The sequence below is a fragment of the Sinorhizobium glycinis genome, from assembly GCF_001651865.1.
GTDB classification, from domain to species: Bacteria; Pseudomonadota; Alphaproteobacteria; order Rhizobiales; family Rhizobiaceae; genus Sinorhizobium; species Sinorhizobium glycinis.
The window spans coordinates 409,793-434,429 of record NZ_LPUX01000061.1; the positions used below are offsets into that span (position 1 = coordinate 409,793).

The window sequence follows — 24,637 nt, forward strand, 5'->3', positions numbered from 1 at the left end:
TCGATGACCATTATGGGGCGCGCAGCGGTCGTTCGTGAACCGCGGCTGGAAAGTCGTTTTCGGGTCCAGAATTCGCCTTCATCAGTGTCGTGGGTGGGTGGACCGAAGTTCAGACGCCCCGCGGCGCGGTCTGGTTCGGGGTGGAGAGGAGCCGTCGCAGCATCTTGGGGAATGCTCTCTCCTGTTAGCAGTTGCCTAGTCCCTCGTCGTGGTACTTTCATTGTTAGACTTTTTGACCTAAGTTATAGCGGGAATGGATGACGGCTTTCTGATGATGCGAAATGTTGAATAAAGACACGCTGGCCTCTGAGCCCTCCAAGGGATTGTCGAAGCCGATACCGCTACAGCGGCAGTCATCGGTCCGCCGTACGATGGAGATCGTCCTCGATACGTGGAACTTCCTCATTCTTCGGGAAGCGTATTTCGGGGTTCGTCGGTTCGACAAGTTCCAGCAGAGACTGGGCATTCCCCGGCAAACCTTGTCGTCGCGCTTGTCCGCACTTGTCGCAAACGAGATCATGAGCGTGGGACGGCGGCCCAACGAGCCGGGGCAACAGTATTTCCTGACCGAACGAGGAAAGGATCTCTTTCCGACCATGCTGTCGTTGATGGAGTTCGGCGACAAATGGTTGACGGGCGGCAAGGAACCGCCCCTGCAACTGATCCACAAGAGCTGCGGCTGCGCATGCCACCCGGTGACTGTATGCAGCGAGTGCCTGGAGCCGTTCACGGCGCGAGAGGTTGCGCCCCGCGATGGGCCGGGGGCGGGCTACGCTCCCGTCGATACGCGCCCGACGTCGCGCCGGAGTTCCGATCCCACGCTTCTGGAGCGGGTGCGGCCATGCTCCGTTGCACGGACGCTCGGCATCATCGGCGACAGATGGAGCTTCCTGATCCTGCGGGAAGGCTGGTTTGGTGTCCGCCGCTTCGAGGAGATGCGGGAGAACCTTGGCATCGCCACGAACATCCTTGCCGATCGTCTCGCGCGCCTCGTGCAGGCGGAGGTGTTTCGCAAGGTTCCGTATGGTTCAAGCGAACGGTTCGAGTATCGCTTCACCGAAATGGGGCTCGATCTCTACAAGCCGATGCTGGTGATGATGGCCTGGGGAGACCGCTGGCTTGCGGAGGGCAAACCTCCGATGCGCCTGCGACACAAGACCTGCGGGCAGGACTTTTCGGCGATCGTCGTTTGCTCCGAATGCAGGAAGCAGATTACGGTGAAGGATACGGATTACATTCTGCGTTACCCGTTCAATCTGTGACGGCAGCGGCCGGATCGCGGCGCGCCTGCAGCATCCGGAATATCCGCTCCGGTGTGACGGGAAGCGTTTCCACCGAGACACTGAGGTGGGAAAGCGCGTCGGATACGGCGTTTGCGATCGTCGCCGGCGCGCCGATCGTGCCGCCTTCGCCCATGCCGCGGAACCCGCCTACATTGTTGGGCAAATCCGCCTCGATATGCACGATGCCGATATCGGGCACATTGGTCGCCACCGGAACGAGGTAGTCCGCAAGGCTTGCCGCGACGGTCTGGCCCTGGTCGTCGTGCACGATCTCCTCCAGAAGAGCCGCGCCGATGCCCTGCGCCACCGCGCCCTGCACCTGGCCATCGACGATCATCGGATTGATGATCTTGCCGCAATCCTCAGCCACCACGTAACGCAGGACCTTGACGCCGTAGGTCTCCGGATCGACTTCGACCATGGCGAGATGGGTGGATGAACAGGCGGTGCCGAGATAGGGATCATAGGTCTCCGATGCGGCAAGATCCTCGCGCTGATCGCGCGGAATGCGCCCCATCTGCGAATAGACGGCCGATGCGATCTCCTTGAGCGTCATCGTGCAGTTCGAGTTTCGGCTGGTGACGATGCCGTCATGCATGTCGAGGTCGTCGATGCTCTGCTCCATCAGATAGGCGGCTGCGCGCAACACCTTGCCCTTGACGACGCGTGCGGCAAGGGTTGCCGCGCCACCGCCGAGAACGGCCGAGCGGCTGGCATAGGTGCCGCTGGACATCGGCACCAGCGCGCTGTCGCCATGCTTGACCTCGATATCCTCGAGCTTGCAGCCGAGTTCGTCGACAATCACCTGGGCAAGCGTGGTCTCAAGACCCTGTCCGTGCGAGGCGATGCCGAAGGCGGCGGTGATCGCACCCGTCGCATCGATCTCGATTTTCGCGGTTTCCGTGCCGGTGTTAATGGGCATGCCGGGAGCGACGGAGATGCGCGAGCCGATGCCGGTCAGTTCCGCATAGCTTGCAAGGCCGATACCGACCCAGCGTCCATCTCGGCGTGCCTCATCCCTTTCGAGCAGGAGGTTGGGATAATTGACATGCGCGCAGGCGCCTGCCAGGCACTCCTGAAACGCCGACTTGTCCCAGATGATGCCGGAGGCGGTCCGATAGGGGAACTCGTCGGCGTTGACGAGGTTCTTGCGGCGAAACGCGACCGGGTCCATGCCCAGCTTGCGGGCCGCCATTTCGATCAAGCGTTCCATCGCGAATGTCGAGGATGGCCGGCCGACGCCGCGATAGGGTCCGGTAGGCGGCTTGGGAGTGAGAACACCTCGGATACGGCCCCGGTAATGCTCCATCCTGTAAGGGCCTGGCAGGAAACTCACCACCTGCACGGTTTCGAGGGCAGCGGTCCAGGGATAGATCGAATAGGCGCCGACATCGCCGATGACGTCGGCCCTGAGCCCGATGAGCATCCCGTCCTCCGTGACGGCGAGCTCGGCTTCTATCAGCTCATCGAACGCCTGGCTGGTCGCGGACAGGTCTTCCAGGCGATCGCTGACAAACTTCACCGGGCGCTTGAGCTTGCGAGCAAGGGCGCAGACAAGGATCTCCTCTCCGTACAATGATCCCTTCCCGCCAAAACTGCCGCCGACGTCCGGCGCGACGACCCGCAGGCGCGTGCCGGGCAAGTCGAGGCATCCGGACAGGACATCCCGGATGACGCCGGGGATATTCGACGAGGTGTAAAGCGTCAGCGCCTGCTTTCGCGCATCCCATTCGGCAAGGTAGGATCGGTTTTCCATCGCGACGGCCGTCTTGCGCGTCATCCGGAACCGGCCCTTGACGGTCACCGCGGCGCTCTCGAATGCGGCATCGACATCGCCGCGCTTGAATTCCCGCCGGATGATCGTGTTCGTGCCGGCTTCCTCGTGGAGCAGCGGGGCGTCGTCCTTGACCGCGTCGACCTGCCGGATCGCGAATGGTAAGGGTTCGTAGTCGATGGTGATATGCTCCAGCGCGTCCTCGGCAGCGTAGCGGCTTTCCGCGACGACGGCGACGACGGGTTCGCCGACATAGCGCACCTTGTGGCGCGCCAGTGGCCAGATGGGCGTGGCGTAATAGTCGGGCATGCGGGAGGTGGGGATCGCCGGCCTGACCTCGTTTTCCAGATCTGTTGCGTCGTAGATGGCGATGACCCCGGGAACGGAGAATGCCTCGCCGACATCGATGTTGAGGATGCGGGCATGCGGCTGGTCGGAGCGGAGCAGCGCGACATGCATCATTCCGGCCGGCGCCATGTCGTCCACATATTGGCCTACGCCTGCAAGCAGCCGCGGGTCTTCGGTGCGCTTTACTCGTTTGCCGACAAGCTTGGGGCGGAGTTCGACGGAATGGTCGTGCAGGCTCATTCGTAAAACTCCCGGCCCTTCCGCAGGGCCTGCCACTGCGCCTCGTCATGTCCGGAGACGATGGTCGCGCCCTTGTCGCGGAAGACCTTCAAGCGCGCGAGCGCCGCCGCGGCGAGCTCCATGTTCCAGGTGTTCCGCGGCGCGACACCGGCATCGATATTGGCCTGAAGGGGCGCGGCATCGGAGGCGAGGACGAAGGTGCCGCTGTCCCGCAGCGATACGTGCGCGACAGTCATGCCGGGCGTATGGCCGGGCATGGGAAGGAGGACGATGTGCCCGTCACCGAAGACGTCGTGCTCCGCGCTGAAGGTCTGAAAGCCTTGCGGCTGGTCCCATTCTGGTTTCAGATAGCCCTGGTTTTCGGCAGCGTCGGTTTTCGCCGCCGCGACTTCCGCCTCATGGCACAGGATCGTCGCGCGGCCAAAATACTGGTTGCACCCGCAATGGTCGGGATGCAGGTGCGAGCAGATCACGACGTCGATGTCGCCAGCCTCAAGGCCGAGCGCTGCCAGTTGCCGGACAACCGTCTGCTCCGGATCAAATATCGGCGTCATCACCTTGGCCAACCCGCCCCAGCGGGCTTGCGGATCGGTGGCGGCCTCAGGGTTGCAGCCGGTGTCGAACAGCACGTTGCCTTGGCGGTGCCGTATCAGGGTAGCGTGGACAGGCAGTTCGATCGTCTCCTCCTTCGCCACACCGGGAACGAAGACGGATCGGCGCATGCGAACCCGGCCGCCGGCAAGGAAATGCATCTTCATGTCAGAGGTCCTCTTTCCCTCGCCAGTTCCCGGACGGCGTTGACGATGTGTTCGTAGCCTGTGCAGCGACAGATATTGCCGGACAGCGCCTCGCGGATCTGCTCGTCGCTTTCGAGGGGGTGGTGGCGCAGCATGTCGGTGATCGCCATGATGAAGCCGGGCGTGCAGAAGCCGCATTGCAGGGCGTGGTGCTGGCGGAACGCTTCCTGAATCCGGCCGAGCTGATCGACGCTCCCCTGTCCCTCGACCGTCTCGATCTCCACGCCTTCGGCCTGGACGGCGAGCGTCAGACAGGACCTTGCGCTCCGGCCGTCGAGAAGGACGGTGCATGCACCGCAGACACCGTGCTCGCAGCCGACATGCGTTCCCGTGAGGCCAAGCTCGTGGCGCAGGAAATCGCTGAGCAGCATGCGCGGTTCGATGGTCGCGGTGTGGGCCACGCCGTTCACGCTGACGCTGAGGGTGATCTTCTTTTCAGGCATCTGGGCCGTCCTTGCGAAAGGTTGCCCGCTTCCAGGCATCGCGCAGTGCACGCCGCGCAAGTACGCCGGCAAGGTGTCTGCGATAGTCGGCGGACGCGTGGATATCCGTGTTGGGTTGGAGGAGCCCCTTCAGCGCCTCCGACACGTCCTGCAACAGCCTCTCCGAGATCGCCTGGCCCTCGACGAGCGTTTCGATGTCCGGCAGGCGCAACGGCGTCTCGCCGACGCCCATCATGCCGAAACGGACGTCGCATGCGACGCCGTCGACGATGCGCATCGTGGTCGCTACGCAGGCGAGGGCAAAATCGCCGTGCCGCCTGGAGAATTCCTCGAAGCCCCAGCCCGTCTCGGGCGGCAGCGTGTCGATGTCGATCCAGGTGACGAACTCGTCCGGTTCGAGCGACGTCATCAGCGAGCCGACGAAGAATTCCGAGGCGGCGATCTGCCGCTCTCCCCGGATCGAGAGGGCGGCAATCGTCCCGTCGAGGAGAAGCGTCATCATCGGCATTTCCGCTGCCGGGTCCGCATGACAGACGCTGCCGCAGAAGGTACCGCGATTGCGCACCGTCAGATGCGCCACGTGATGCATGGCGTCGTGCAGGATCGGGATGTGCCGGTGCACGAGCGCATCCGTCGCGGTCATGCGGTGCCGCACCGTGGCCCCGATGCGCAGCCGTTCACCGTGCTTTTCGATGCGATCGAGGCCGGCAATGCGGTTGATGTCGATCAGGATCGTGGGCTTCACCAGACGGAAGTTGATCATCGGCATAAGGCTCTGGCCGCCCGCGATTATCTTGCCGTCGCCGTTCGCAGCGGCGAGGGCCTCGGCAGCCTCGGCTGCCGATGTCGCGGCGAGGTATTCGAAGGGGGCCGGTTTCATTTCGCCGCCGTCGATAGGAAAGGCACTCTCCGGCATCGTACGGCCGTGCGCGCCAGAGTGTTCCGATATATCGCGGAAAGCCTTGTCATCGCGGCTCCTCCCAGCCTCGCCAATCCCATGGCGCATTTTCAAAATTAACTTGCATTATTAGACTTAAAATAGGATTGTCAAGCAATACCAGAGCCCCGGGAAAGGGGAGATTTTCGATTGGGACGAGGAGGATATTCCATGGACATGACTGGCCAGCAGCACATTCCCGCGAGCAAAGAGGAGGTGTGGAGCGCCCTGAACGATGCCGACGTTCTGAAAGTCTGTATCCCCGGATGCCAGGAGCTAACGAAGTCTTCCGAGACCGAAATGTCGGCTGTTGCCGTCATGAAGGTGGGTCCGGTGAAGGCCCGGTTCCAGGGTGCCGTGACGCTATCGGACCTCGATCCGCCGAACGGCTATCGGATCACTGGCGAAGGGCAGGGCGGCGTCGCCGGATTCGCAAAGGGAGTGGCGGTCGTTCGTCTGGAAGCGGTCGAGGATGGAACCGTCCTGCATTATACCGTCGATGCCCAGATCGGCGGCAAGCTGTCACAGCTTGGCGGGCGGCTTATCGATGCAACCGCAAAACAAATGTCGTGGCAGTTTTTCAAGCGGTTTGCCGAAGAGATCCACGCCCGCCAAGGTGCCAGACAGTCATTGGCGACATCAACCGCCAGTGATGCCCTCGCGCAACCCGGCCTAGTAAGGCAGTCGGTCGCCGTCGCGTCGTCCAGCGAGAATGCCTCCGCCTTGCCGCGTGCGCGCGCCGTGCAAGTTTCCGCGTCGCCCACCGGCACTTCGCTCAGCCTGCCGGTTCTCGCGGCTGTCGTCTTCGCCGCCGTCGTGGTGGCGACGTGGGCGCTCCATGGGGGCTTGCTGCCGAGCCTTGCGCCGCCGGCGGACGGTCCGGCGCGCATTTCGCCGGATTTGGCGAGCATCGTTCAGCTCATCATGGCCGCAGCCATCGGCTACCTGTTCGGGTCTCGTGCAAGGCGCGCCGGCTGAAGTCAAAAACCGGGGCCGAAAACCGGCCCCGGTAAAGGTCACTTGCATAAGAAGACTTAAGTCAAGATCTTGAACGCTCGAGCAGCGCCTTCAGTTCACCGAACAAACCCCGCCTGAACATCATCACGCATACGACGAAGAACAGGCCGATGATGAATGTGATCGGCAGGCCGCTGGTCGACAGAAAATGCTCCAGCCCGACGACGATGCTGGCGCCGGCGATCGGGCCGATCAGCGTGCCCATTCCGCCGAGAAGGGTCATGAGAATGACTTCGCCAGACATGTGCCAGGTAACGTCCACAAGCGAGGCGAGCTGGAACGCGATCGCCTTCAGCGCGCCGGCGAAGCCTGAAAGCGCGGCGGAGAGGGTGAAGGCGATCAGCTTGTAGCGTTCCGGCTTGAGGCCCAGCGAGGTGACGCGGGTTTCATTCTCGCGAATGGCCGAGAGGATATGGCCGAAGGGCGAGTTGACGGTCCTCCAGATGATCACAAGGCCAAGAATCGTTCCGCCGAGGACGGTGTAATACATGGCGGTGATGTCGCGGAGATCGATGATCCCGAGAAGATAGCCCCGCGGCACGGCCTGAATGCCGTCCTCCCCGCCGGTGAAGGGCATCTGCACCGCCATAAAATAGACCATCTGCGCGAGGGCGAGCGTAATCATGGCGAAGTAGATGCCATGGCGGCGGATGGCCAGCGTGCCGAAGGCAAGGCCGAGAAGCGCCGCAAAGGCCGTTCCCGCAAGCACGGCGAGTTCAAAGGGAAGCTGCCAGACCTTGGCGGCGTGGGCGGTGATGTAGGCCGCGCCGCCAAAAAAGGCCGCGTGACCGAACGACAGGAGCCCTGCATATCCCAGAACGAGGTTGAACGCCGCCGCGAAGAGCGCGAAACAGAGGATCTTGATGAGGAACAGCGGATAGATCGCCAGCGGCGCGCATATCATCAGCATGGCCACAAGGGCGAGAAGAAGGCCTCCGGTCGTCCGGAGCCGGCGCGTGCGCGGGGCCTCAAGGGAAGAAACCATGGTTGTACTGTTCATGATCAAGCCTCGCGGGAGAACAGGCCGGATGGCCGGATGAGAATGACAAGGACCATCACCACGAAAACCGCTATGGAGGATGCCGCAGGATAGAATGTCTTCGTCAGCCCCTCGATGATGCCCAGCGCCAGGGCGGTGACGATTGCGCCGCCGATCGATCCCATGCCGCCGATGACGACCACCGCGAAGACTACGATGATGACGCTGGACCCCATGCCGGGGCTGACCTGATAGAGCGGCGCGGCCAGTGCGCCTGCAAAGCCGGCAAGGCCCACGCAGAAGGCGTAGGTCGCAGTCAGCATGAACGGGACATTGATTCCGAATGCCTGGACCAGGCCCGGATTTTCCGTCGCAGCCCGCAGGTAGGCGCCGAGCTTGGTCCGCTCAATCGCCAGCCACGTGGCGATGCAGACTGCGAGAGAGGCGACTATCACCCAGGCGCGATACATCGGCAGGAACATGAAGCCGAGATTGATGCCGCCCGTCAGAGACGGGGGTATCGGATAAGGCTTGCCGGCGGCGCCGTAGACATGCCGGAAGAGCCCTTCGAGCATCAAGGCAATGCCGAATGTGAGAAGCAGGCTGTAGAGGTGGTCGACCCTGTAGAGGCGCTTGAGAAATAACCGCTCCACGACGGCGCCCAGCGCCCCGACCATCAGGGGTGCGGCGATGAGTGTTTCCCAATAGCCGATACCGAGGGCCGACAGCAGCAGCCAGGCGGCGAAGCCGCCGAGCATGTAGAAGGCGCCATGAGCGAAGTTGATCACGTTCAGCATGCCGAAGATAATGGCGAGGCCGAGGCTTAGGAGAGCGTAGAAGGAGCCGTTGATCAAGCCGAGCAGCAGTTGCCCGAGTAAAACGACAATTGGAACCCCGAAGATATCAGTCATCGGTTTCTACCTATTTGAAGGGAGCGCGTCATGGATCAGACTCCGAGATATCTGTTCAGCCGGTCCATGTTGGCGTCGAGTGCGTTGTTGGAGATTTCGTCGACGACCTTTCCTTGGTCGAGCACGTAGTGGCGATCCGCGATGGATGCCGCAAAACGAAGGTTCTGCTCGACCAGGATGATCGTCATGCCGCGGTCCTTGAGAATGCGCAGCGCCGCGCCGATCTCTTCGATGATCACGGGGGCGATGCCTTCGGTCGGCTCATCGAGCAGGATGAAATCGGCGCCCGTCCGAAGAATCCGGCCGATGGCCAGCATCTGCTGTTCGCCGCCGGACAGGCGGGTTCCCGATGTGCTGTCCCGCCCTTTCAGGTTCGGAAAGAGGCCGTATATTTCGTCGACGGCCATGCCGCCCGCCTGCCATGCCGGCGGAAACAGGAGATTTTCCAGCACAGTGAGTGAGGAGAAGATGCCGCGTTCTTCCGGCACATAGCCGATGCCGAGGCGCGCAACCTTATGCGGCGCGACCTTCAGGAGGTCGGCGCCCTTATAGCTGCAGGCGCCGCGTCTCTTTCCAACGACGCCGATGAGGCTGCGCAACGTCGTCGTCTTGCCGGCGCCGTTGCGGCCAATGAGCGTCACGACTTCGCCCTTTCGCACATCGAAATCGATGCCATGCAGCACATGGCTTTCGCCATACCAGGCCTCCAGGCCTTTAACGTCGAGGAGGGGAGCCTCAGCCATGGCTGCCTCCCATATACGCCTTGCGGACTTCGCTATCGGCGGAAACGTCGGCATAGCTTCCTTCCGCGATGACCTCTCCGCGGCGCAGCACGGTGATCCGGTCCGACAGGTCGGAGACGACGCCGAGATTGTGCTCGACCATCAGTACCGTTCGCCCCTTTCCGACGCTGCGGATCAGGGCGGCCGTCCGGCCGATATCCTCCGTGCCCATTCCCGCCATCGGCTCATCGAGAAGCAGGACTTCGGGGTCGAGCGCCAATGTGGTGGCCAGTTCAAGGGCGCGCTTTCGCCCGTAGGACAGCTCGGCGGCTTTCGTCTGCGCCCGGTCGGTAAGGCCGACGCTGTCGAGCAGCCTGGTCGCTTCCTCGTTGAAGCGGCGGAGCGTCGCGTTCGATTTCCAGAATGCGAATGTTTCTTTCGCGCGGGCCTGCAGAGCGACCCGGACATTCTCATGCGCGCTGAGATGCGGGAACACAGATGAAATCTGAAACGACCGCACGAGGCCCAGGCGCGCGATGTCGGCGGGCGCCATTTGCGTTATGTCGCGATCCTTGAACAGGATCTGCCCGCTGCTCGGCGACAGGAATTTGGTCAAGAGATTGAACAGAGTGCTCTTGCCGGCGCCGTTCGGCCCGATCAGGGCGTGGATCGTGCCGGCACGAATCTTCAGGTCGACATTCTTGACGGCAATGAAGCCGCTGAACGAGCGCGTCAATGCACGCGCTTCGATGATGGGTGCGCTATCCGGCACGGTTCCTCCTCTGCCGACTTGGTTTTCCCAGGGGGCCGCATCAACCGGCCCGCCTCCCATTGTGATGTCGGCACGGTCAGAAAAACACATAAAGTCTAATAATGCAAGCTTGCGCTTTCTCGCAAAACCTGCTTACCTAGCCCCATAAGGCCTACTGTAGCGCCACAAATGAAGCGGCCTGCTTCATATAAGTATGATAACGCAAGTGTATTATCTGGTGTCTGGGAGGAGCTCAGGTGCCAAATTCGGGAGGAAGAGCGATGAAAAATAAGCTTATGCTGTTGTCCTGCGTCGCGGCCGTCGGTGCCATGACCATGTCTGCCGGGGCGCAGGATGCCGCACCTGTTCGCATCGGCGTGCTGACCGATGTCAGTGGTCAGTTCTCGCATGAGGCGGGCGAGGGGGCGATCACCGCCGTGAAGATGGCGGTCGAGGATTTCGGTGGCAAGGTTCTCGACCGGCCGCTCGAAGTCGTCGTGGCCGACCACCAAAACAAGCCGGAGGTGGCGGTGTCCACGGCGCGCGAGTGGTATGAATCGCAAGGCGTGACGATGATCAACAACCTGATCAATTCCGGCATTGCGCTGGCTGTCACCCAGGTCGCCAAGGACGAGGACAGGATCGCGATCGTCAACGGCTCCGGCTCGTCCCGCCTGACGAACGACGGCTGCACGCCGAACAGCATCCACTACTCCTACGACACCTACGCGCTTGCGAACGGAACCGCCAACCAGCTGATCTTGCAGGGCATGAAGAACTGGTTCTTCCTGACAGCCGATTACGCATTCGGCCATGCGCTGGAGGCTGATGCGACAGAGATCGTCAAGGACAATGGCGGCGAGGTCTCCGGCTCCGTGCGCTATCCGATCGAGACTTCCGACCACAGCGCGTTCATGCTGCAGGCGCAGGCTTCGCCGGCGCAGGTCGTTGCCATGGCGGGATCCGGCACGTCCTTCATCAATGCAGTGAAGTCCGCAGCCGAGTTCGGTCTTGCCGCATCCGGCAAAACGGTTGCGGGCTTGCTCGTCTGGGATACCGACGTTCATTCGCTCGGCCTCGAGACCGCGCAGGGCATGATCCTGACGAACGCCTTCTACTGGGATCGCGATGATGCGACGCGGGCGTTCTCTAAGCGCTTCGAAGAGCGCGTCGGCCGCCCGCCGCATATGGGCGATGCGGGGGATTACTCTTCGACCATGCACTATCTGAAGGCCGTTGAGGCGGCCGGCACGACCGATGCCCAGAAAGTCATGGCAAAGATGCGCGAAACACCGATCAACGACTTCTTCGCCAAGAACGGCAAGATCCGTGAGGATGGCCGGATGGTGCACGACATGTACGTCTATCAGGTCAAGACGCCGGCCGAATCCACGGGTGAGTGGGACATTCTGAAGCTCGTCACCACCATATCAGGCGACAACGCTTTCCGTCCGCTTTCGGAAAGCCAGTGCCCGCTCGTGAAGAACTGACTCAACGGCGCCCGGCGACGGAGCCGGGCGCCTCTTCGTGCAAGGGACTGGACTGCGCATATCACCATCTGAACGGTAGTCCGAGGGCAGGCGAATGAGCGATATTCTCGTTGAAAACACGGATGGGGTTGCGGTGGTCACATTGAGCCGCCCCGGGCACAGGAATGCCGTTACCTATGCGATGTGGCGGCAGCTCGCGGAGCTGTTCCGCGCCTTCGACCGGGACCCGTCGGTTCGGTCGATCATCCTGACGGGGGCCGGCGATGACTTTTCGGCTGGCGCCGACATCAGCGAGTTTGACGTGGTTCGCGGCGGGCTCGAGGACAGCAAATCCTATGAGTTGGCGGTCGATGCCGCAGGGGATGCGATCTACCAGGTGTCCAAGCCGACGATCGCCGCCCTGCGGGGATATTGCCTCGGCGGCGCGGCGCATCTGGCCATGTCATGCGATTTCCGCGTTGCTGAGAACAATGCGGTCTTCGGAATTCCTGCCGCCCGATTGTCGATCGTCTATGGCGTCTCCGCGACCCGCAAACTTTACGCGCTCGTGGGTGTGACGCAAGCGAAGCGCATCCTCTTCTCGGCCAGTCGCTTCGATGCTGGGCAGGCTCTCGAAATCGGCTTCATCGATCAGGTTGCGGAGAATGCTCTTGCTGCCGCGCATTACCGGGCCGCGGAGCTGGCTGAAAACGCACCCCTCACGATTGCGGGCGCGAAGTTCATTCTCAACGGCTGCGCACGCGGGGCGCTGGATCACGCCGCGGCTGGCAGGCTGATCGACGAGGCCAGCGCGAGCGAGGACTACATCGAAGGCCGGCAGGCTTTCAAAGACAGGCGTCCGCCCCGGTTTCTGGGGAAGTGACCCGACTTCGGCCCCATGGAAGGGGCCGCAATAGATCGCGCTGCGCTGCAGCCGTCAGACCTATCAAGGAGATCGTGAAATGCAGACCAATCTGAATGGCAAGGTGGCGCTGGTGACCGGCGGCGGAAGAGATGTCGGCGGAGATATCGCCCGGTCTCTCGCGGCGGAAGGCGCCATCGTTGCAGTGAATTACAGCCGTTCGCAGGCCGAGGCGGATTCGGTGGTTGCCTCGATCGAAGCAGCGGGCGGAAAGGCCAAGGCCTACAAGGCCGATATCGGTGAAAACGATCAGGTCAAGGCGATGATCGCCGCCGTCAAAGCGGATTTTGGAACCATTGATGTGCTGGTCAATAACGCCGGATATGTCAAATATCAGCGGTTCGTCGACTCGACCCCTGAAGAATGGAAGAAGCAGATCGACGTATGCCTCTACGGCGCGATCAATTGCTGCCACGCCGTTGCGCCGCTGATGATCGAGCAGAACTTCGGCCGCATCATCAACCTTGTTGGTGACAGCTCCCGTATTGGCGAAGCCAATCTCGCACTGGCCGCGGCCGCGCGTGGCGGCACGATCGCGCTCGGCAAATCGCTGGCCCGTGAATTCGGCCGAAATAACATCACGGTCAACTCGGTATCGCTCGGCCTGATCGAGACGTCCCATTCCGATCCAGAGTTTCTCGAGAAGAACCGTGAGAAGATCGTGAAGGCCTATCCTTTGCGCCGCATCGGCAGGCCCGATGACGTGGCGCCGATGGTGACCTTCCTGGCGTCCGAGGCATCGTCCTGGGTGACAGGCCAGGTCATCAGTGTCAACGGCGGTTTCTGCATGGTCTAACCGGAGGAGCGGGAGGATAACATGATACACTTCGAGCTTATCGCGCCGGTTGGAGCAATCCTTCGACGGAATGCGCGCCTGTATCCCGGGAAAATGGCCTTCGAGGACAGGAGGCGGTCAGTTTCCTATGACGCCCTGGACCGGGAGACAGAGGACCTCGCGTCCCGCCTCGTTGCGCTGGGTCTCAGGAAAGGCCAGGCCGTCGCGATCTTTCTGCCGAACTCAGTAAATTGGGTCGTCGCTTGCCTTGCCGTCGTGCGGGCGGGCGGAACCGCCGTTCCGGTGAGCATCGAGGCGACCGAGGCCGAAATCGCCTACCGAATCAGCGATGCGGAATGCGTTTTCCTGATCATGCCGCCGGAAAAGCAGCCTGTCGTGGACACGTTGCTGCAGCGCTCCGAGAAACCGCCCGTCGTGATTGCCGTGAACGAGGAGATCGGCTTTGACGCGTCGGGGCAGACGGCTGCATTCGAGGATGATCAGGATATCGATCGCCCGGCATTCATCGTCTACACATCCGGCACGACAGGCCAGCCCAAGGGCGTCCTGCTATCGATGCGCTCCATGCTCTGGGTGACGGCGGCGTGCTGGGCGCCGATCGCGGGGTTGAACGAGAATGACATCGTTCTCAACACCCTACCTCTCTACCACTCCTATGCTCTGAATATCGCGGTTCTCTCCATCATCGCGACGGGCGCGAGCGAATACATCATGGAGAAGTTCTCGACCTCTCAGGCGACGGAACTTCTTCGGACAGGTCGCTTCACCTTCATGCCCGGGGTTCCGACGGTCTTCCACTATTTCCTGTCGGCCTGCCAGGCCAGCGGAGAAAGGCTGCTTTCGTCCGTCCGCCTTTGCGTCTCCGCTGGGGCGATCATGCCGGGAACGCTGAACAGCGACTTTGAAGCGTTTTTCGACGTTCCGCTTCTGGATGGTTACGGTATCACCGAAACATCGACGATGGTGACCATGAACTGGCCTGGGAAATGGCGTGTTCCTGGTTCCTGTGGGCTACCGGTTCCGGGCCTCACGGTCCGCCTGGTGGATCCGAAAACGGGTCTCGACGTGCCGGTGGGCGTCGAGGGCGAATTGATCTGCAAAGGCCCGAACCTGATGCAGGGCTACCATAACAAGCCGCTGGAGACCGAAAAAGCCGTCGTCGACGGATGGTATCATACCGGCGATCTAGCGAAGTCCGACCTCAACGGCTTCCTCACGATCACCGGCCGCCTCAAGGAACTGATCATCCGCGGCGGGCAGAATATCGCACCAGCGGAGGTCGAGGAGGCGATCCTCCTGTTGCACGACACAGTCATGGACTGCGCGGTGGTCGGGATGCCTCACAGCATGCTGGGAGAGGTCCCCGTCGCCTGCATCGTCGTCAAGGAAGGGCAGGCCTTCGACCAGGAGGATCTGATGCGGCACTGCAAGGCGCGTCTCTCTGCCTACAAAGTTCCTGACCGCGTCTATGTCGTGGCTGAGATCCCGCGCACGGGATCGGGAAAAATCCTGCGGGTCAAACTTCGCGAAAGCCTCCCTGCGGCGTGACGCGGGAAAGGCACAGGAGAAAATCATGAATCCCTTTGTGTTCAGTACGACAGGCCACCTCGTCTTCCGTCCCGGCGCGGCGGCGCAGATTGGCGGACTCCTCGATCCCAGGTTTGGCGAGCGCATCCTGTTCGTCACCGATGGCGGTCTTAGAAAGCTTGGCCTGTGCGACCCCGCGCTCGCCTCCCTCTCGGGATCGGGTATTGCGGTCACCGTATTCGACGCGGTCGAGGCCGACCCGTCGCTGACGATGGTAGAGGCCGCGATCGAGGTGGCGAAAACCGCGGGTGTGACAGGCGTGATCGGCTTCGGCGGCGGTTCCTCGCTGGATGTAGCGAAGGTCGTGGCGCTTCTCTGCGGTTCGGGCGAAGATATGGATGGCGCATGGGGCGTCGGCAACGCCAAGGGACCTCGGCTGCCGTTGGCGCTCGTGCCCACGACGGCGGGAACGGGTTCGGAGGTGACGCCGGTCTCGATCATTACGGTGGGTGGTGATGAGAAACGCGGCATTTCATCGCCGATCATCCTGCCTGACGTTGCGATCCTCGATGCGGACCTGACGCTCGGCCTTCCGCCGTCGACCACTGCCGCCACCGGCATCGACGCGATGGTGCATGCCATCGAAGCTTATGCTTCCAGAAGCGCGAACAACAATCCGCTCTCCAGGATGCTGGCCCGGCAAGCGCTCCAGTTGCTGGGCGAGAATATCGAGAAGGCTGTGTTTGAAGGGGAGGATCGGGCGGCGCGGGGCGCGATGCTCCTCGGGTCCATGCTGGCGGGCCAGGCCTTCGCCAATTCGCCGGTCGCCGCCGTGCATGCGCTCGCCTATCCGATCGGCGGGACCTTCCATATTCCGCACGGGCTTTCCAACGCGCTCGTGCTTCCGCATGTCTTGCGCTTCAATGCGCCGGTGGCCGCCTCCGTCTACGCCGAAATCGCCGCTGATGCCTTTCCGGATCTCGCGTGCGAACAGGACGCCGGGCAGCGTTGCGCGGCCTTTATCGAGCGTCTAGCCGAACTGTCGACGAGGCTCGGGCTGCAGCCTCGGTTGCGGGACGTGGGCATCGGCGAAGAGCACCTCGCCGGAATGGCGGGGGACGCGATGAAGCAGACCAGGCTCCTCGTGAACAATCCCCGAGATGTGAACGAGGCGGACGCCCTCTCTATCTACAAGGCGGCTTGGTGATGATGGAACGCGAGGGACCCGGCAAGCGCTCTTACTACGAGGTGTTTCGGACGATTGGAACGCGCTGGTCGGACAATGACACATACGGGCATATGAACAATGTCATCCATTACAGCCTGTTTGATACGGCGGTGAATGGCTTCCTCATCGAAAGCGGCGTGCTGGACATCAAGGGTGGAGCGGAGATCTTCCTCGTTGTCGAAACAGGGTGCCGCTACTACGCGGAAATGACCTTCCCGGACGTGGTCACGGCTGGAATCCGCGTTGCGAAACTCGGAAATTCGTCCGTCCGGTATGAAATCGGGCTCTTTCGCAACGACGACGAGACCGCCGCGGCCGAGGGCTTTTTCATCCATGTGAATATCGATCGCCTGTCGAGGCGCGCGGTGCCTTTCGGGCATGCCGTAAGGCGTCTGCTCGAGCCGCTGTTGGTTACGAGCTAGGAGGATTCCTGATGACGATGCCGAGCGAGGGTCTCATTTCAACGGAAGTCGCGCCGTTCGGAGGTATGAAAGAAAGTGGCAACGGCCGCGAAGGGGCGAAGTACGGCGTGGATGATTACCTGGAAATCAAATACATCTGCATGGGGATTTGAGGATGGTGAACCTCGTTCTTCTAGGGCCTCCCGGTGCGGGTAAAGGTACGCAGGCCGAGCGACTCGTGCGGGATTATGATCTCCTGCACATCTCCACTGGTGATCTCCTGCGCGATGCGATCAAAGCCCAGAGCCCGCTTGGCCGGACAGCGAAAATGGCGGTCGATGAGGGAAGACTTGTTCCAGACGAAGTAGTTGTCGGCCTGGTGGAGGAGCGGCTAACCGATAAGGAGCCTGGCCAAGGGTTCATTCTGGACGGATTTCCCCGAACAATTGCACAGGCAGGTGCACTAGAACAGCTGCTCGAGAGCATGCAGGTTCCGCTCGATCACGTTATCCTGTTCGATATTCCTATACGCCTTCTCGAAGAGCGAATTGCCAAAAGAGCCGAACAGACGCGCTCCGCAGGCGCGCAGCCACGTACGGATGACAGCCCAGAGGTCCTGAAGAAACGAATTGAAGAGTTTGCGCGTGCGACGGCGGCATTGTCACCATTCTACGAGCAAAACGGACTTCTTCGTCGCGTCGATGCATCGGAAGACATCGAACGCGTTGCGACTCAGATCCGCGACTTTTTGCAGCCGTAGTCAAGGCCCAATCATGGTCAATTCAGAACGCTAAGCCGATTGAGATGGAAATCATGCGATAAATCCAGACCCTACAGGTAATGCGCCGCCTTCCCAAAAGGAAATGTCCTCAACGCGCCGATAAGCCGCCCTCAACGCCCGAGTATCTAAATGAACTTGGTGAGTTCTTCGCGCTGAGCCGGACTCAACGGTCTCAGTTCCCGGCCATGAAGCATCAGGAACAGTTTCGCGGTTTCCTCCAGTTCCTCAGTCGCGTACTGCGCCTCCTCAAGCGACCTCCCAGCCACGACGGGTCCGTGGTTCGCCATGAGGACGGCGTTGCTTGTCGCGGCGGCCTCCTGTACCGCCGTGGCCAGCTTCTCGTCTCCGGGACGGAAGTAGGGCACTAATGGCAGGGTGCCGACCCGCATCACGTAATAGGCGGTCAGGGGAGGCAGCACATCCTTTTCATCGACGTCTTTCAGTATACTGACCGCCACCGAGTATGTTGAGTGGAGGTGGACAACGGCCTTGCCGTGCGGCCGCGCGCAATACATGCAGCGGTGAAGGAAGGCCTCTTTGGTGGGCTTGTCTCCGCCGAGGTGAACGCCCTCCGCGGAGAAGAGCGAAAGTCGTTCAGGCACGAGGCTTCCGAGCGAAGCATTCGTGGGCGTCATCAACATCCGTCCATCCGACATCTTCACGCTTATGTTGCCAGTCGAACCGAATGTCAGGCCGCGGTCGAAAATCGATTTTCCGGCCCGCACGATATCGTCGCGGGTCCTGGTTTCCTCGGACAGTGCAGCCATCAGAGTTTGTCCCAGGCTTGGACGAAGAAGTCGGGCGCCCCAAAGTTCCCCGACTTCAGCGCAAGCGAAATTCGGCCTGCCGCCGTCGGTGAGCTGACCCACGGAACTCCGGGTGCGATCTCGTTTCCAATATCCAGTTGTTTGATCCCAAGAGATTTCACGACGGCACCCGACGTTTCGCCACCCGCTACGATCAACTCGGAGACGCCCCTATCGATGAGTTGCTTGGCGATCTTGGACAGTGCACCTTCGACCATGGTCCCTGCCTCAGCCACCCCGAATTTCACCTGGTTCGCCTTCACCTGGTCGGGCGCAGCCGTGGCGTAGAATAGGACGGGCTTTTGCCCAAGTCGGCCCTTGGCCCAATCGAGCGCTTCCTTGACGACGTCTTGGCCTGTGGCGAGTTGCTCGACGTCAATGCGAAAGCCCTCATGGTCCTGCAGCATCTTTTCCACCTGGCCATTGGTCGCGGTAGAGCAGCTTCCGGAGATCACGGCGCGGGAGCCTCCCGGGAGGGTTGAGGGTTCCGGCTCCCGCGCCGCCGCCGCACCACCTTCGAACATCGTCCTCGCAAGTCCATATGCGAGACCGGAAGCGCCTGTGAGGAGGGGCGCGTCGTCGAACGCGGCGGCGATAACCTCAAGGTCGGCGTCTTCCATGGCGTCGAGGACCGCAACCCCGTATCCGCTCGCGCGCGCCTTCGACACCCAGGCACGCACCGCGTCGACGCCTTGCTTGACCGTCTCGTGATAACACCCAGCGACTTTCTGCGAGGTCTGCGGCGCGAGAACCCGCACCAGGTTCGAATCCGTCATCGGAGTGAGCGGATGGTTCTTCATGCCGGATTCGCTGAGCGGGATGTCGCCGACGAAGAGATTGCTCTTGTAAATAGTGCGGGCGTTCGCCGGGAACGCCGGGCAAGCGGTCGTGAAGTCGCCCCCCAGCTCAGCGAGCATCGCGTCCAATACCGGACCGATGTTGCCCCGCTCGGTGGAGTCGAATGTGGAGCAGTATTTGAAGTAGAACTTCGCCGCTCCCCGATGTTGAAGCCAGCGCAAGGCCGCGAGGGATTGCGCGACGGCGTCGGAAGGATCGATGGTCCTCGTCTTGAGAGCCACCACGATCGCGTCAGCATCGATTTCAAGTCCCTCATCGGGAACGTCGATGAGCACCGTGGTCTTCATTCCGCTTTTGGCGAAAATGCCCGCGACGTCGGTCGCTCCGGTAAAGTCGTCCGCCACGCAGCCGATCAGCAGCTTACGATTCTTCGCCATCCCATCACCTCATGATGAACGGGTTGGCGACACTCTCGGCTGTGGAGACCATGACGCTCTTGGTCTGCAGGTAGTTCTGAATGGACGCCATGCCGTTCTCCCGGCCGATGCCCGAGTGTTTGTAGCCACCGAGCGGTGACATGTAGCTGATGGTCCGGTAGGTGTTGACCCAAACCGTGCCCGCCTGGACGGCAGCCGAGACCCGCAGCATGCGACGCATGTCCTGAGTCCAAAAGCCCGCGGCCAAACCGTAATTCGTGTCGTTCGCGATCTGAATCGCCTCTTCCTCGGTATCGAACGGAATGACGGCGAGGACAGGACCGAAGACTTCCTCCTGCGCGATGCGCATAGAATTCCGGACGCCGGCGAAAATCGTGGGCTCCACGAACCAGCCATTGCCGAGCTCGGGATTGGACGGGCGTGCGCCGCCGAGGAGGCACTCCGCGCCTTCGCCCTTGGCGATGTCGATGTAGCTCAGGATTTTCTCGAGTTGGGGGGGCGTCGTAACCGGACCGACCTGCGTCGAGGTCGAGAGCGGATCTCCCATCCGGGCCGTCTTAGCGAGCGCTATGACTTTCTCCAGAACTTGATCATGGATTTTGCTTTCGACGAGGAGGCGCGAGCCCGCGATGCAGGTCTGGCCGGTGGCGGCGAAGATGCCCGAAATGACGCCGTTGACGGCATTGTCTATCTCGGCGTCCGCGAAGACGATGTGCGGGCTCTTTCCGCCCAACTCGAGCGTGACCTTCTTGAAGTTCCGGGCGGCCAACTCTCCGATCTTGCGCCCCGTGCCTTCGCTTCCGGTGAACGCGATCTTCGCGACGTGTTTATGGGTCGTCAGCGTCTCGCCCACGTCGGCCCCGAAGCCCGTGACGACATTGAAGACGCCCGGGGGGAATCCGGCCTGCTCAACGAGCTTGGCAAATTCCAGCGTCGAGGCCGACGTGAACTCCGAGGGCTTTGCGACGAAGGTGTTTCCCGCCGCGAGAGCGGGAGCCAACTTGTAGGAGAGAAGCAAGAGAGGGGAGTTCCAGGGCGTGATGCCGACACAGACGCCCAGCGGCTCGTTGCGGGTGTAGTTGAAGGTCTCGGGCTTGTCGATAGGGATGACCGCGCCCTCGATCTTGTCCGCCAAGCCGCCGAAGTAATAGTACCACTGCGGGATATACTTGAGCTGGAACAGCATCTCGTTGATGAGTTTGCCGTTGTCCGTCACCTCGATGCGGGCGAGGCGCTCGGCGTTCTCCGCGATCAAGTCGCCCAGGCGGCGGAGGAGGTGGCCACGGTCGCTCGCGGTGAGCTTGGGCCAAGGCCCGCCGGTGAAAGCCTTATGCGCCGCCTCGACCGCCCGTTCAGCGTCTTCCTTTGTTCCCTTTGGTATGGCTGCCCAGACGTCCCCAGTATAGGGATTGCGGGTCTCGAACGTCTCGCCGAGCGCCGCGTCGACCCACTGGCCGTCGATCAACATCTTGTAGGTTTGCATTTCCATTTCCCTTTAGCAGCCAAGCCGGAGCGCCAGGTCTTCGAGGTCGTTGGCGACGTAGTCCCAATCTTGCTCCGCCTCGAGGTCCGTGATCTGACCCGGACCGTATTCGTTGGGGCGCGCGATGAAGGCGGTTCTGAGGCCAAGCGCGCGCGCGGCCGCGAGGTCGTAATTGTGGGCGGCGCACATCATCACCGCGGACGGTTCGAGGTAGAGCAGTTTGCAAACCCCTAGATAGGTTTCGGGGTCGGGCTTGTAGTGTTGGAAAAGCTCGCACGAGAACACGTTGTCCCACGGGAGGTCCGCATGCTTGGCCATGTTCACCAGGATCGCGACGTTCGCGTTCGACAGCGGGCCGATGATGAACTTCGCCTTGAGGCGGTGAAGCCCACGAGAAGCGTCCGGCCAGCCGTTCAGACGGTGCCAGACCTTGTTGATGTGCATCATCCGCGCCTCGTCGAGAAGCGGCAGGCCCATCTCCTCGAATACAGACTTCAACGCGTCGAAGTGCAGCTCGTCGAGGTTCGTCCAAGGCAGCTCTCCCGAGCGGACCCGGGATTTCTGCGGATTATAGCGGTCGCGCCAGCGGTCGACCACATCGGCCCAGTCGACGTTCAGACCTTGCTCCACGCCCCAGGACGTGAGGTCCGAAATGATAGAGCCACGCCAGTCAACGACCGTGCCGAACGTGTCGAAGACGATCGCTTTGATACTGTCCGCCATCAATGGCCCCCGCTCGCTGCCGCGATGCGCTCAAAGGTCTGAACCTTCTTCTCAAGCACCCATGGTTGGCTGGCTTCGTTGAAGCTAAGAAAGTGCGCCGACTTGAGATGGAAGTCGAAATCCGCCCGGCTCCCGTAAACCTCGTACAGATGGATGCGTTCGGGCTGTTCGGAGTCCTGGCAGACGTCGAACACTGAGCAGCCAGGCTCGTCGCGCAGGGATGTCGCGGCATTCTCCACCATCGCCTCGCGGAATTGGTTCAGGAAATCGCCGCGGACGAGGAATTCCACCACGACGACATAGCCATCGGTCTGCGGTCGGGTCATGCGACCTCCTTTCGGGCCGCGGAGAGCGAGGAGATAACCGAGCGGGTCATCTCGGCGCAGTTCGCGTTGCCGCCGTACTCCATGGGGATTGCCAGCTTGGTCGAGAGCGTGTGCTCCACCGCGCCTTCCATGAGGCGAGCAGCGTCCGCGAGTGTCGGTTGGCCGAACTTCGCCGCCAGCCAATCGAGCATCATCGCAGCCGAAAGGAACATGGCGCTGGGATTCGCGCAGCCCTTGCCTGCAATGTCCGGTGCCGTGCCATGCGCGGGCTGGAACAGCCCGTGTTTGTCACCGATGTCGGCCGAAGGAGCCATGCCCATGCCGCCGATCAGTCCCGCGGCGAGATCGGAGAGGATGTCGCCGAACATGTTCTCGGTTACGAGTACATCGAAGGTCCAGGGCTTCTTGACCATGTTGAGGGCCAGAGCGTCGACATAGGCATGATCCTTTGTGAGATCTGAATGGCGGTCGGCCACTTCGTCGAACACCTTGCGGAAGAAAGCCATCGACTGGAAGACGTTCGCCTTGTCAACGCAGGTGACGTTGCCCGGCTTGCCGCGGCGCTTGCGCTGCCGCGCGATGTCGAAGGCGAACTCGGTCACGCGCTCCGTTCCCGACCGCGTGATCTGCATGGTGTCGTAGGCTTCTTCGTCGTTCCGGATTTCCCCCCGCCCGCGGGCGTAGAACAACCCTTCGGTCTGCTCGCGCACCAATACGAAGTCGATCTGCTCGGCCCGGGGATCGGTCAGGACCCGAGGCAATCCCGGAAACCAGCGGATTGGCCGAACGCCGGCGAAGAGACCAAGCTCCATGCGCAGGTCGAGCTGCGGAATGATTTCCGTACCGTCGGGGAAGCGGATGTCGGGCCAGCCCATCGCCCCGAACAGAATCGCGTCTGACTTACGGCAGGCCTCGAGCGTCGAGGCAGGAAGGGCGTCGCCGCTTTCGGCATAGTACTGCGCACCCGCGTTGTGGGTTTCGAACGCGAGGGCGGGAGCGCCAGCCATTGTAGTGGCGGCGTTCACGAGCTCCAGGCATGCGGGCATGACTTCCCTGCCGATGCCGTCGCCTGGAAGCACGGCGATCGTTAGCGTGTCATTCTTCATAGTCATTTTTCGATCCAATCAGAGATGGTTGAGGCCGAGGCGCTCGAGGAGGTCCAAGAGCTCGCGGCCGGCGCGCCGCCTGTGCTCGCGATGAATGGTGCCCGCCTTCTCGACGTCGCCAGCTCGTATGGCGTTGACGAGCTCCGCGTGGTCGCGCGTGGAGTTCACGGGTTTCGGCCGCATCTTGAGGGTCAGCATCCGGACGCGATGGGCGCGGTCGATGAAGTTGAGCACCACCGACTTGAGCATCTTGTTGCCGCTCAGTTCGAGTAGTTGCTCGTGGAACCGGGCGTCCGCTTGCGCCCACCTGTCGAGATCGTCGCGTTCGAGCGCCTTGTCCATGTCGGCCGTCGCGCGCTCCAAGCCCTTGAGCTGTTCCTCGGTCAGGTGGCGCGCCGCGGCCAGCTCGGCGGCGGTGCTTTCGAGGGATGTCAGGATGTCGTAGATTTCCTTCATGTCCGACGGCGAGATGGGCAGGACACGCATGCCGTGCCGGGGGACGACGGAGACCAGGCCGTCCTGCTGGAGGCGCATCAATGCCTCCCGGACCGGGGTGCGGCTCATTCCCAACATGGACGCCACCTCCTGCTCGGTCGCCTGGTACCCCGGCGGCCATTTGTTATCCAGGATCAGCTGACGGATTTTCAGATGAGCCGTAGCAGTCATCGTCTTGGCAGCGACCTCGTCCTTGATCTCTGCGCTCACTTCGATCGCCTTCTCAGCGGCCATTTCGTCCACCTCAGTACCGCATCGAGCTGACGTACCGACGCCAGCCGTGCTCCGGTTTATAACCCAGCACAGATTTCGCCTTTTCAATAGAGAGCAACGTCTCGTTCGGGCCGATCTCCCGCTTGAACGGCACGCCGGGATAGAAGCGTTCGACCAGGTTTTTGTTGGGAGTGGTCATCACGCCGTCTTCGTTGGCGATGATGAACACCTCGGCCCCCTTGGCGTCCCATTCCAACGATTTGCGGATCGCCTGTGCGCCGTCGCGCGAGTCGATGTAGGTCCACAGGTTGAAGCGGCGGCTGCCGGGATCGTTCTCGAAATCAGGGAAGGCCGCATACTCGCTTTCGTCCATCACGTTCGAGAAGCGCAGGCAGACGATCTTAAGGTCCTTGTCCCAACGGCAGTATTGCTTCGCCATCTCCTCACCGAGGTGTTTCGAGAGCGAGTATGAGGTCTCGGGGCGGGACTCGTATTCCTCGTCGGCGGGGAAATAATCCGGCTTGATGGTGTATGGGATCCCAAGCAGGGTCTCGCTAGAGGCCCAGACCACGTTCTTGATGCCGAGAAGTCTGCACGACTCGAAGACGTTATAGGTCGACATTGTGTTGATCCGGAAGACGTCGGCCGGTGGCACCCGGCCAGGCATCGGAATCGCCGCGAGATGCACCACGGCTTCGGTCTTGCGGTTGTGATCCCAATCGTAGCCAGTGATCGCTTCAAGCGTCGCCTTCATATCCTCGAAATCGACTTTCACGAACGGGCAGAGGGCGTCCGTAGGCTCGACAGTATCGGCATTGATGACGTCATGTCCGTTTTCGAGAAGGTCCTTTATCGTAGCGCGACCCAACTTGCCGCTTCCACCAGTGACCAGAACTCTCATGTGCATTCTCCTTGCCAATTGCT

Annotated in this window: 25 protein-coding genes and 1 pseudogene; 10 read left to right on the forward strand and 16 right to left on the reverse strand. The window is 61.7% G+C overall.

All coding sequences use genetic code 11. The features are described from left to right. Positions 1-281: 281 nt before the first annotated feature. Entirely contained in the window at positions 282-1,262 is a 981-nt protein-coding gene (locus AU381_RS17455; RefSeq protein ID WP_064242996.1) for a winged helix-turn-helix transcriptional regulator, read from the forward strand. On the opposite strand, the gene AU381_RS17460 is transcribed toward AU381_RS17455, so the two are convergent. From AU381_RS17460 to AU381_RS17475, 4 genes are read right to left on the reverse strand one after another with little or no spacing between them, the layout of a single operon-like run. Further along, on the reverse strand, positions 1,252-3,645 hold the full coding sequence (locus tag AU381_RS17460; RefSeq protein WP_064242997.1) for a xanthine dehydrogenase family protein molybdopterin-binding subunit: 2,394 nt from the start codon (positions 3,643-3,645) through the stop codon (positions 1,252-1,254). The genes AU381_RS17455 and AU381_RS17460 overlap by 11 nt on opposite strands. Continuing rightward, the gene (locus AU381_RS17465) at positions 3,642-4,403 is read right to left on the reverse strand and encodes an N-acyl homoserine lactonase family protein (RefSeq protein ID WP_064242998.1); all 762 of its coding nucleotides are present in this window, start codon (positions 4,401-4,403) and stop codon (positions 3,642-3,644) included. Before AU381_RS17465 ends, AU381_RS17460 begins: the two co-directional genes overlap by 4 nt. Next, positions 4,400-4,885, reverse strand: a complete 486-nt coding sequence (locus AU381_RS17470) for a (2Fe-2S)-binding protein (protein ID WP_064242999.1) — start codon at positions 4,883-4,885, stop codon at positions 4,400-4,402. Before AU381_RS17470 ends, AU381_RS17465 begins: the two co-directional genes overlap by 4 nt. Continuing rightward, positions 4,878-5,765 carry an FAD binding domain-containing protein gene (locus AU381_RS17475; protein WP_064243136.1) on the reverse strand — a complete coding sequence of 296 codons (888 nt, stop codon included), beginning with the start codon at positions 5,763-5,765 and terminating at the stop codon, positions 4,878-4,880. The genes AU381_RS17470 and AU381_RS17475 overlap by 8 nt, the downstream gene beginning before the upstream one ends. 228 nt (positions 5,766-5,993) lie before the next feature. On the opposite strand from AU381_RS17475, the gene AU381_RS17480 reads away from it, so the two are divergent. After that, positions 5,994-6,800, forward strand: a complete 807-nt coding sequence (locus tag AU381_RS17480; RefSeq protein ID WP_064243000.1) for an SRPBCC family protein — start codon at positions 5,994-5,996, stop codon at positions 6,798-6,800. A 61-nt stretch (positions 6,801-6,861) separates the two neighbouring features. Here AU381_RS17480 and AU381_RS17485 read toward each other — a convergent pair whose 3' ends face one another. Genes AU381_RS17485 through AU381_RS17500 form a run of 4 tightly spaced genes read right to left on the reverse strand, consistent with a single transcriptional unit; the run spans position 6,862 to position 10,223 of the window. Further along, positions 6,862-7,839 carry a branched-chain amino acid ABC transporter permease gene (locus tag AU381_RS17485; RefSeq protein ID WP_064243001.1) on the reverse strand — a complete coding sequence of 326 codons (978 nt, stop codon included), beginning with the start codon at positions 7,837-7,839 and terminating at the stop codon, positions 6,862-6,864. A 2-nt stretch (positions 7,840-7,841) separates the two neighbouring features. Next, positions 7,842-8,729 (reverse strand): branched-chain amino acid ABC transporter permease, encoded by an 888-nt coding sequence (locus AU381_RS17490; RefSeq protein ID WP_064243002.1) that lies wholly within the window; start codon positions 8,727-8,729, stop codon positions 7,842-7,844. Between the two features lie 35 nt (positions 8,730-8,764). Next, complete coding sequence (locus tag AU381_RS17495) at positions 8,765-9,472, reverse strand: ABC transporter ATP-binding protein (RefSeq protein ID WP_174552530.1); 708 nt, start codon at positions 9,470-9,472, stop codon at positions 8,765-8,767. After that, positions 9,465-10,223, reverse strand: coding sequence for an ABC transporter ATP-binding protein (locus tag AU381_RS17500; RefSeq protein ID WP_064243003.1), 759 nt, complete (start codon positions 10,221-10,223; stop codon positions 9,465-9,467). The genes AU381_RS17495 and AU381_RS17500 overlap by 8 nt, the downstream gene beginning before the upstream one ends. Positions 10,224-10,483: 260 nt before the next feature. Here AU381_RS17500 and AU381_RS17505 point away from each other — a divergent pair, with 260 nt between their 5' ends. The 8 genes and pseudogenes from AU381_RS17505 to AU381_RS17535 all read left to right on the forward strand — a co-directional run bounded on the left by AU381_RS17505 (position 10,484) and on the right by AU381_RS17535 (position 17,305). Then, positions 10,484-11,692, forward strand: coding sequence for an ABC transporter substrate-binding protein (locus AU381_RS17505; protein WP_064243004.1), 1,209 nt, complete (start codon positions 10,484-10,486; stop codon positions 11,690-11,692). 94 nt (positions 11,693-11,786) lie between these two features. Then, positions 11,787-12,554: an enoyl-CoA hydratase-related protein gene (locus AU381_RS17510; protein ID WP_064243005.1), complete on the forward strand. Its 768-nt coding sequence runs from the start codon at positions 11,787-11,789 to the stop codon at positions 12,552-12,554. A 79-nt stretch (positions 12,555-12,633) separates the two neighbouring features. After that, a complete protein-coding gene (locus tag AU381_RS17515) occupies positions 12,634-13,389 on the forward strand; it encodes an SDR family NAD(P)-dependent oxidoreductase (RefSeq protein ID WP_064243006.1) in 756 nt (251 codons plus the stop codon). Positions 13,390-13,410: 21 nt separating this feature from the next. Beyond that, positions 13,411-14,937, forward strand: coding sequence for a class I adenylate-forming enzyme family protein (locus AU381_RS17520; protein WP_064243007.1), 1,527 nt, complete (start codon positions 13,411-13,413; stop codon positions 14,935-14,937). Between the two features lie 25 nt (positions 14,938-14,962). Then, entirely contained in the window at positions 14,963-16,123 is a 1,161-nt protein-coding gene (locus AU381_RS17525; protein ID WP_064243008.1) for an iron-containing alcohol dehydrogenase, read from the forward strand. After that, positions 16,123-16,566 carry an acyl-CoA thioesterase gene (locus AU381_RS17530; RefSeq protein ID WP_064243009.1) on the forward strand — a complete coding sequence of 148 codons (444 nt, stop codon included), beginning with the start codon at positions 16,123-16,125 and terminating at the stop codon, positions 16,564-16,566. Before AU381_RS17525 ends, AU381_RS17530 begins: the two co-directional genes overlap by 1 nt. 26 nt (positions 16,567-16,592) lie before the next feature. After that, a pseudogene (locus tag AU381_RS28730) lies at positions 16,593-16,718 on the forward strand (aldehyde dehydrogenase family protein); the annotation flags it as partial. Between the two features lie 2 nt (positions 16,719-16,720). After that, positions 16,721-17,305, forward strand: coding sequence for an adenylate kinase (locus tag AU381_RS17535; protein WP_082910116.1), 585 nt, complete (start codon positions 16,721-16,723; stop codon positions 17,303-17,305). Between the two features lie 146 nt (positions 17,306-17,451). On the opposite strand, the gene otnC is transcribed toward AU381_RS17535, so the two are convergent. The 8 genes from otnC to AU381_RS17575 are packed head-to-tail and all read right to left on the reverse strand — an operon-like array spanning position 17,452 to position 24,614. After that, entirely contained in the window at positions 17,452-18,093 is a 642-nt protein-coding gene (otnC, locus tag AU381_RS17540) for a 3-oxo-tetronate 4-phosphate decarboxylase (RefSeq protein ID WP_064243010.1), read from the reverse strand. Beyond that, a complete protein-coding gene (otnK, locus tag AU381_RS17545) occupies positions 18,093-19,367 on the reverse strand; it encodes a 3-oxo-tetronate kinase (RefSeq protein WP_064243011.1) in 1,275 nt (424 codons plus the stop codon). The genes otnC and otnK overlap by 1 nt, the downstream gene beginning before the upstream one ends. Positions 19,368-19,371: 4 nt before the next feature. Further along, positions 19,372-20,850: an aldehyde dehydrogenase gene (locus tag AU381_RS17550; RefSeq protein ID WP_064243012.1), complete on the reverse strand. Its 1,479-nt coding sequence runs from the start codon at positions 20,848-20,850 to the stop codon at positions 19,372-19,374. 12 nt (positions 20,851-20,862) lie between these two features. Continuing rightward, the gene (locus AU381_RS17555; protein ID WP_064243013.1) at positions 20,863-21,573 is read right to left on the reverse strand and encodes a haloacid dehalogenase type II; all 711 of its coding nucleotides are present in this window, start codon (positions 21,571-21,573) and stop codon (positions 20,863-20,865) included. Then, positions 21,573-21,899, reverse strand: a complete 327-nt coding sequence (locus AU381_RS17560) for a putative quinol monooxygenase (protein WP_064243014.1) — start codon at positions 21,897-21,899, stop codon at positions 21,573-21,575. The genes AU381_RS17555 and AU381_RS17560 overlap by 1 nt, the downstream gene beginning before the upstream one ends. Continuing rightward, positions 21,896-23,011 carry an isocitrate/isopropylmalate dehydrogenase family protein gene (locus tag AU381_RS17565; RefSeq protein ID WP_064243015.1) on the reverse strand — a complete coding sequence of 372 codons (1,116 nt, stop codon included), beginning with the start codon at positions 23,009-23,011 and terminating at the stop codon, positions 21,896-21,898. The genes AU381_RS17560 and AU381_RS17565 overlap by 4 nt, the downstream gene beginning before the upstream one ends. Positions 23,012-23,023: 12 nt before the next feature. Next, a complete protein-coding gene (locus AU381_RS17570; RefSeq protein WP_064243016.1) occupies positions 23,024-23,734 on the reverse strand; it encodes a GntR family transcriptional regulator in 711 nt (236 codons plus the stop codon). Between the two features lie 10 nt (positions 23,735-23,744). Continuing rightward, entirely contained in the window at positions 23,745-24,614 is an 870-nt protein-coding gene (locus AU381_RS17575; protein ID WP_064243017.1) for an NAD-dependent epimerase/dehydratase family protein, read from the reverse strand. Between the last annotated feature and the right edge of the window lie 23 nt (positions 24,615-24,637).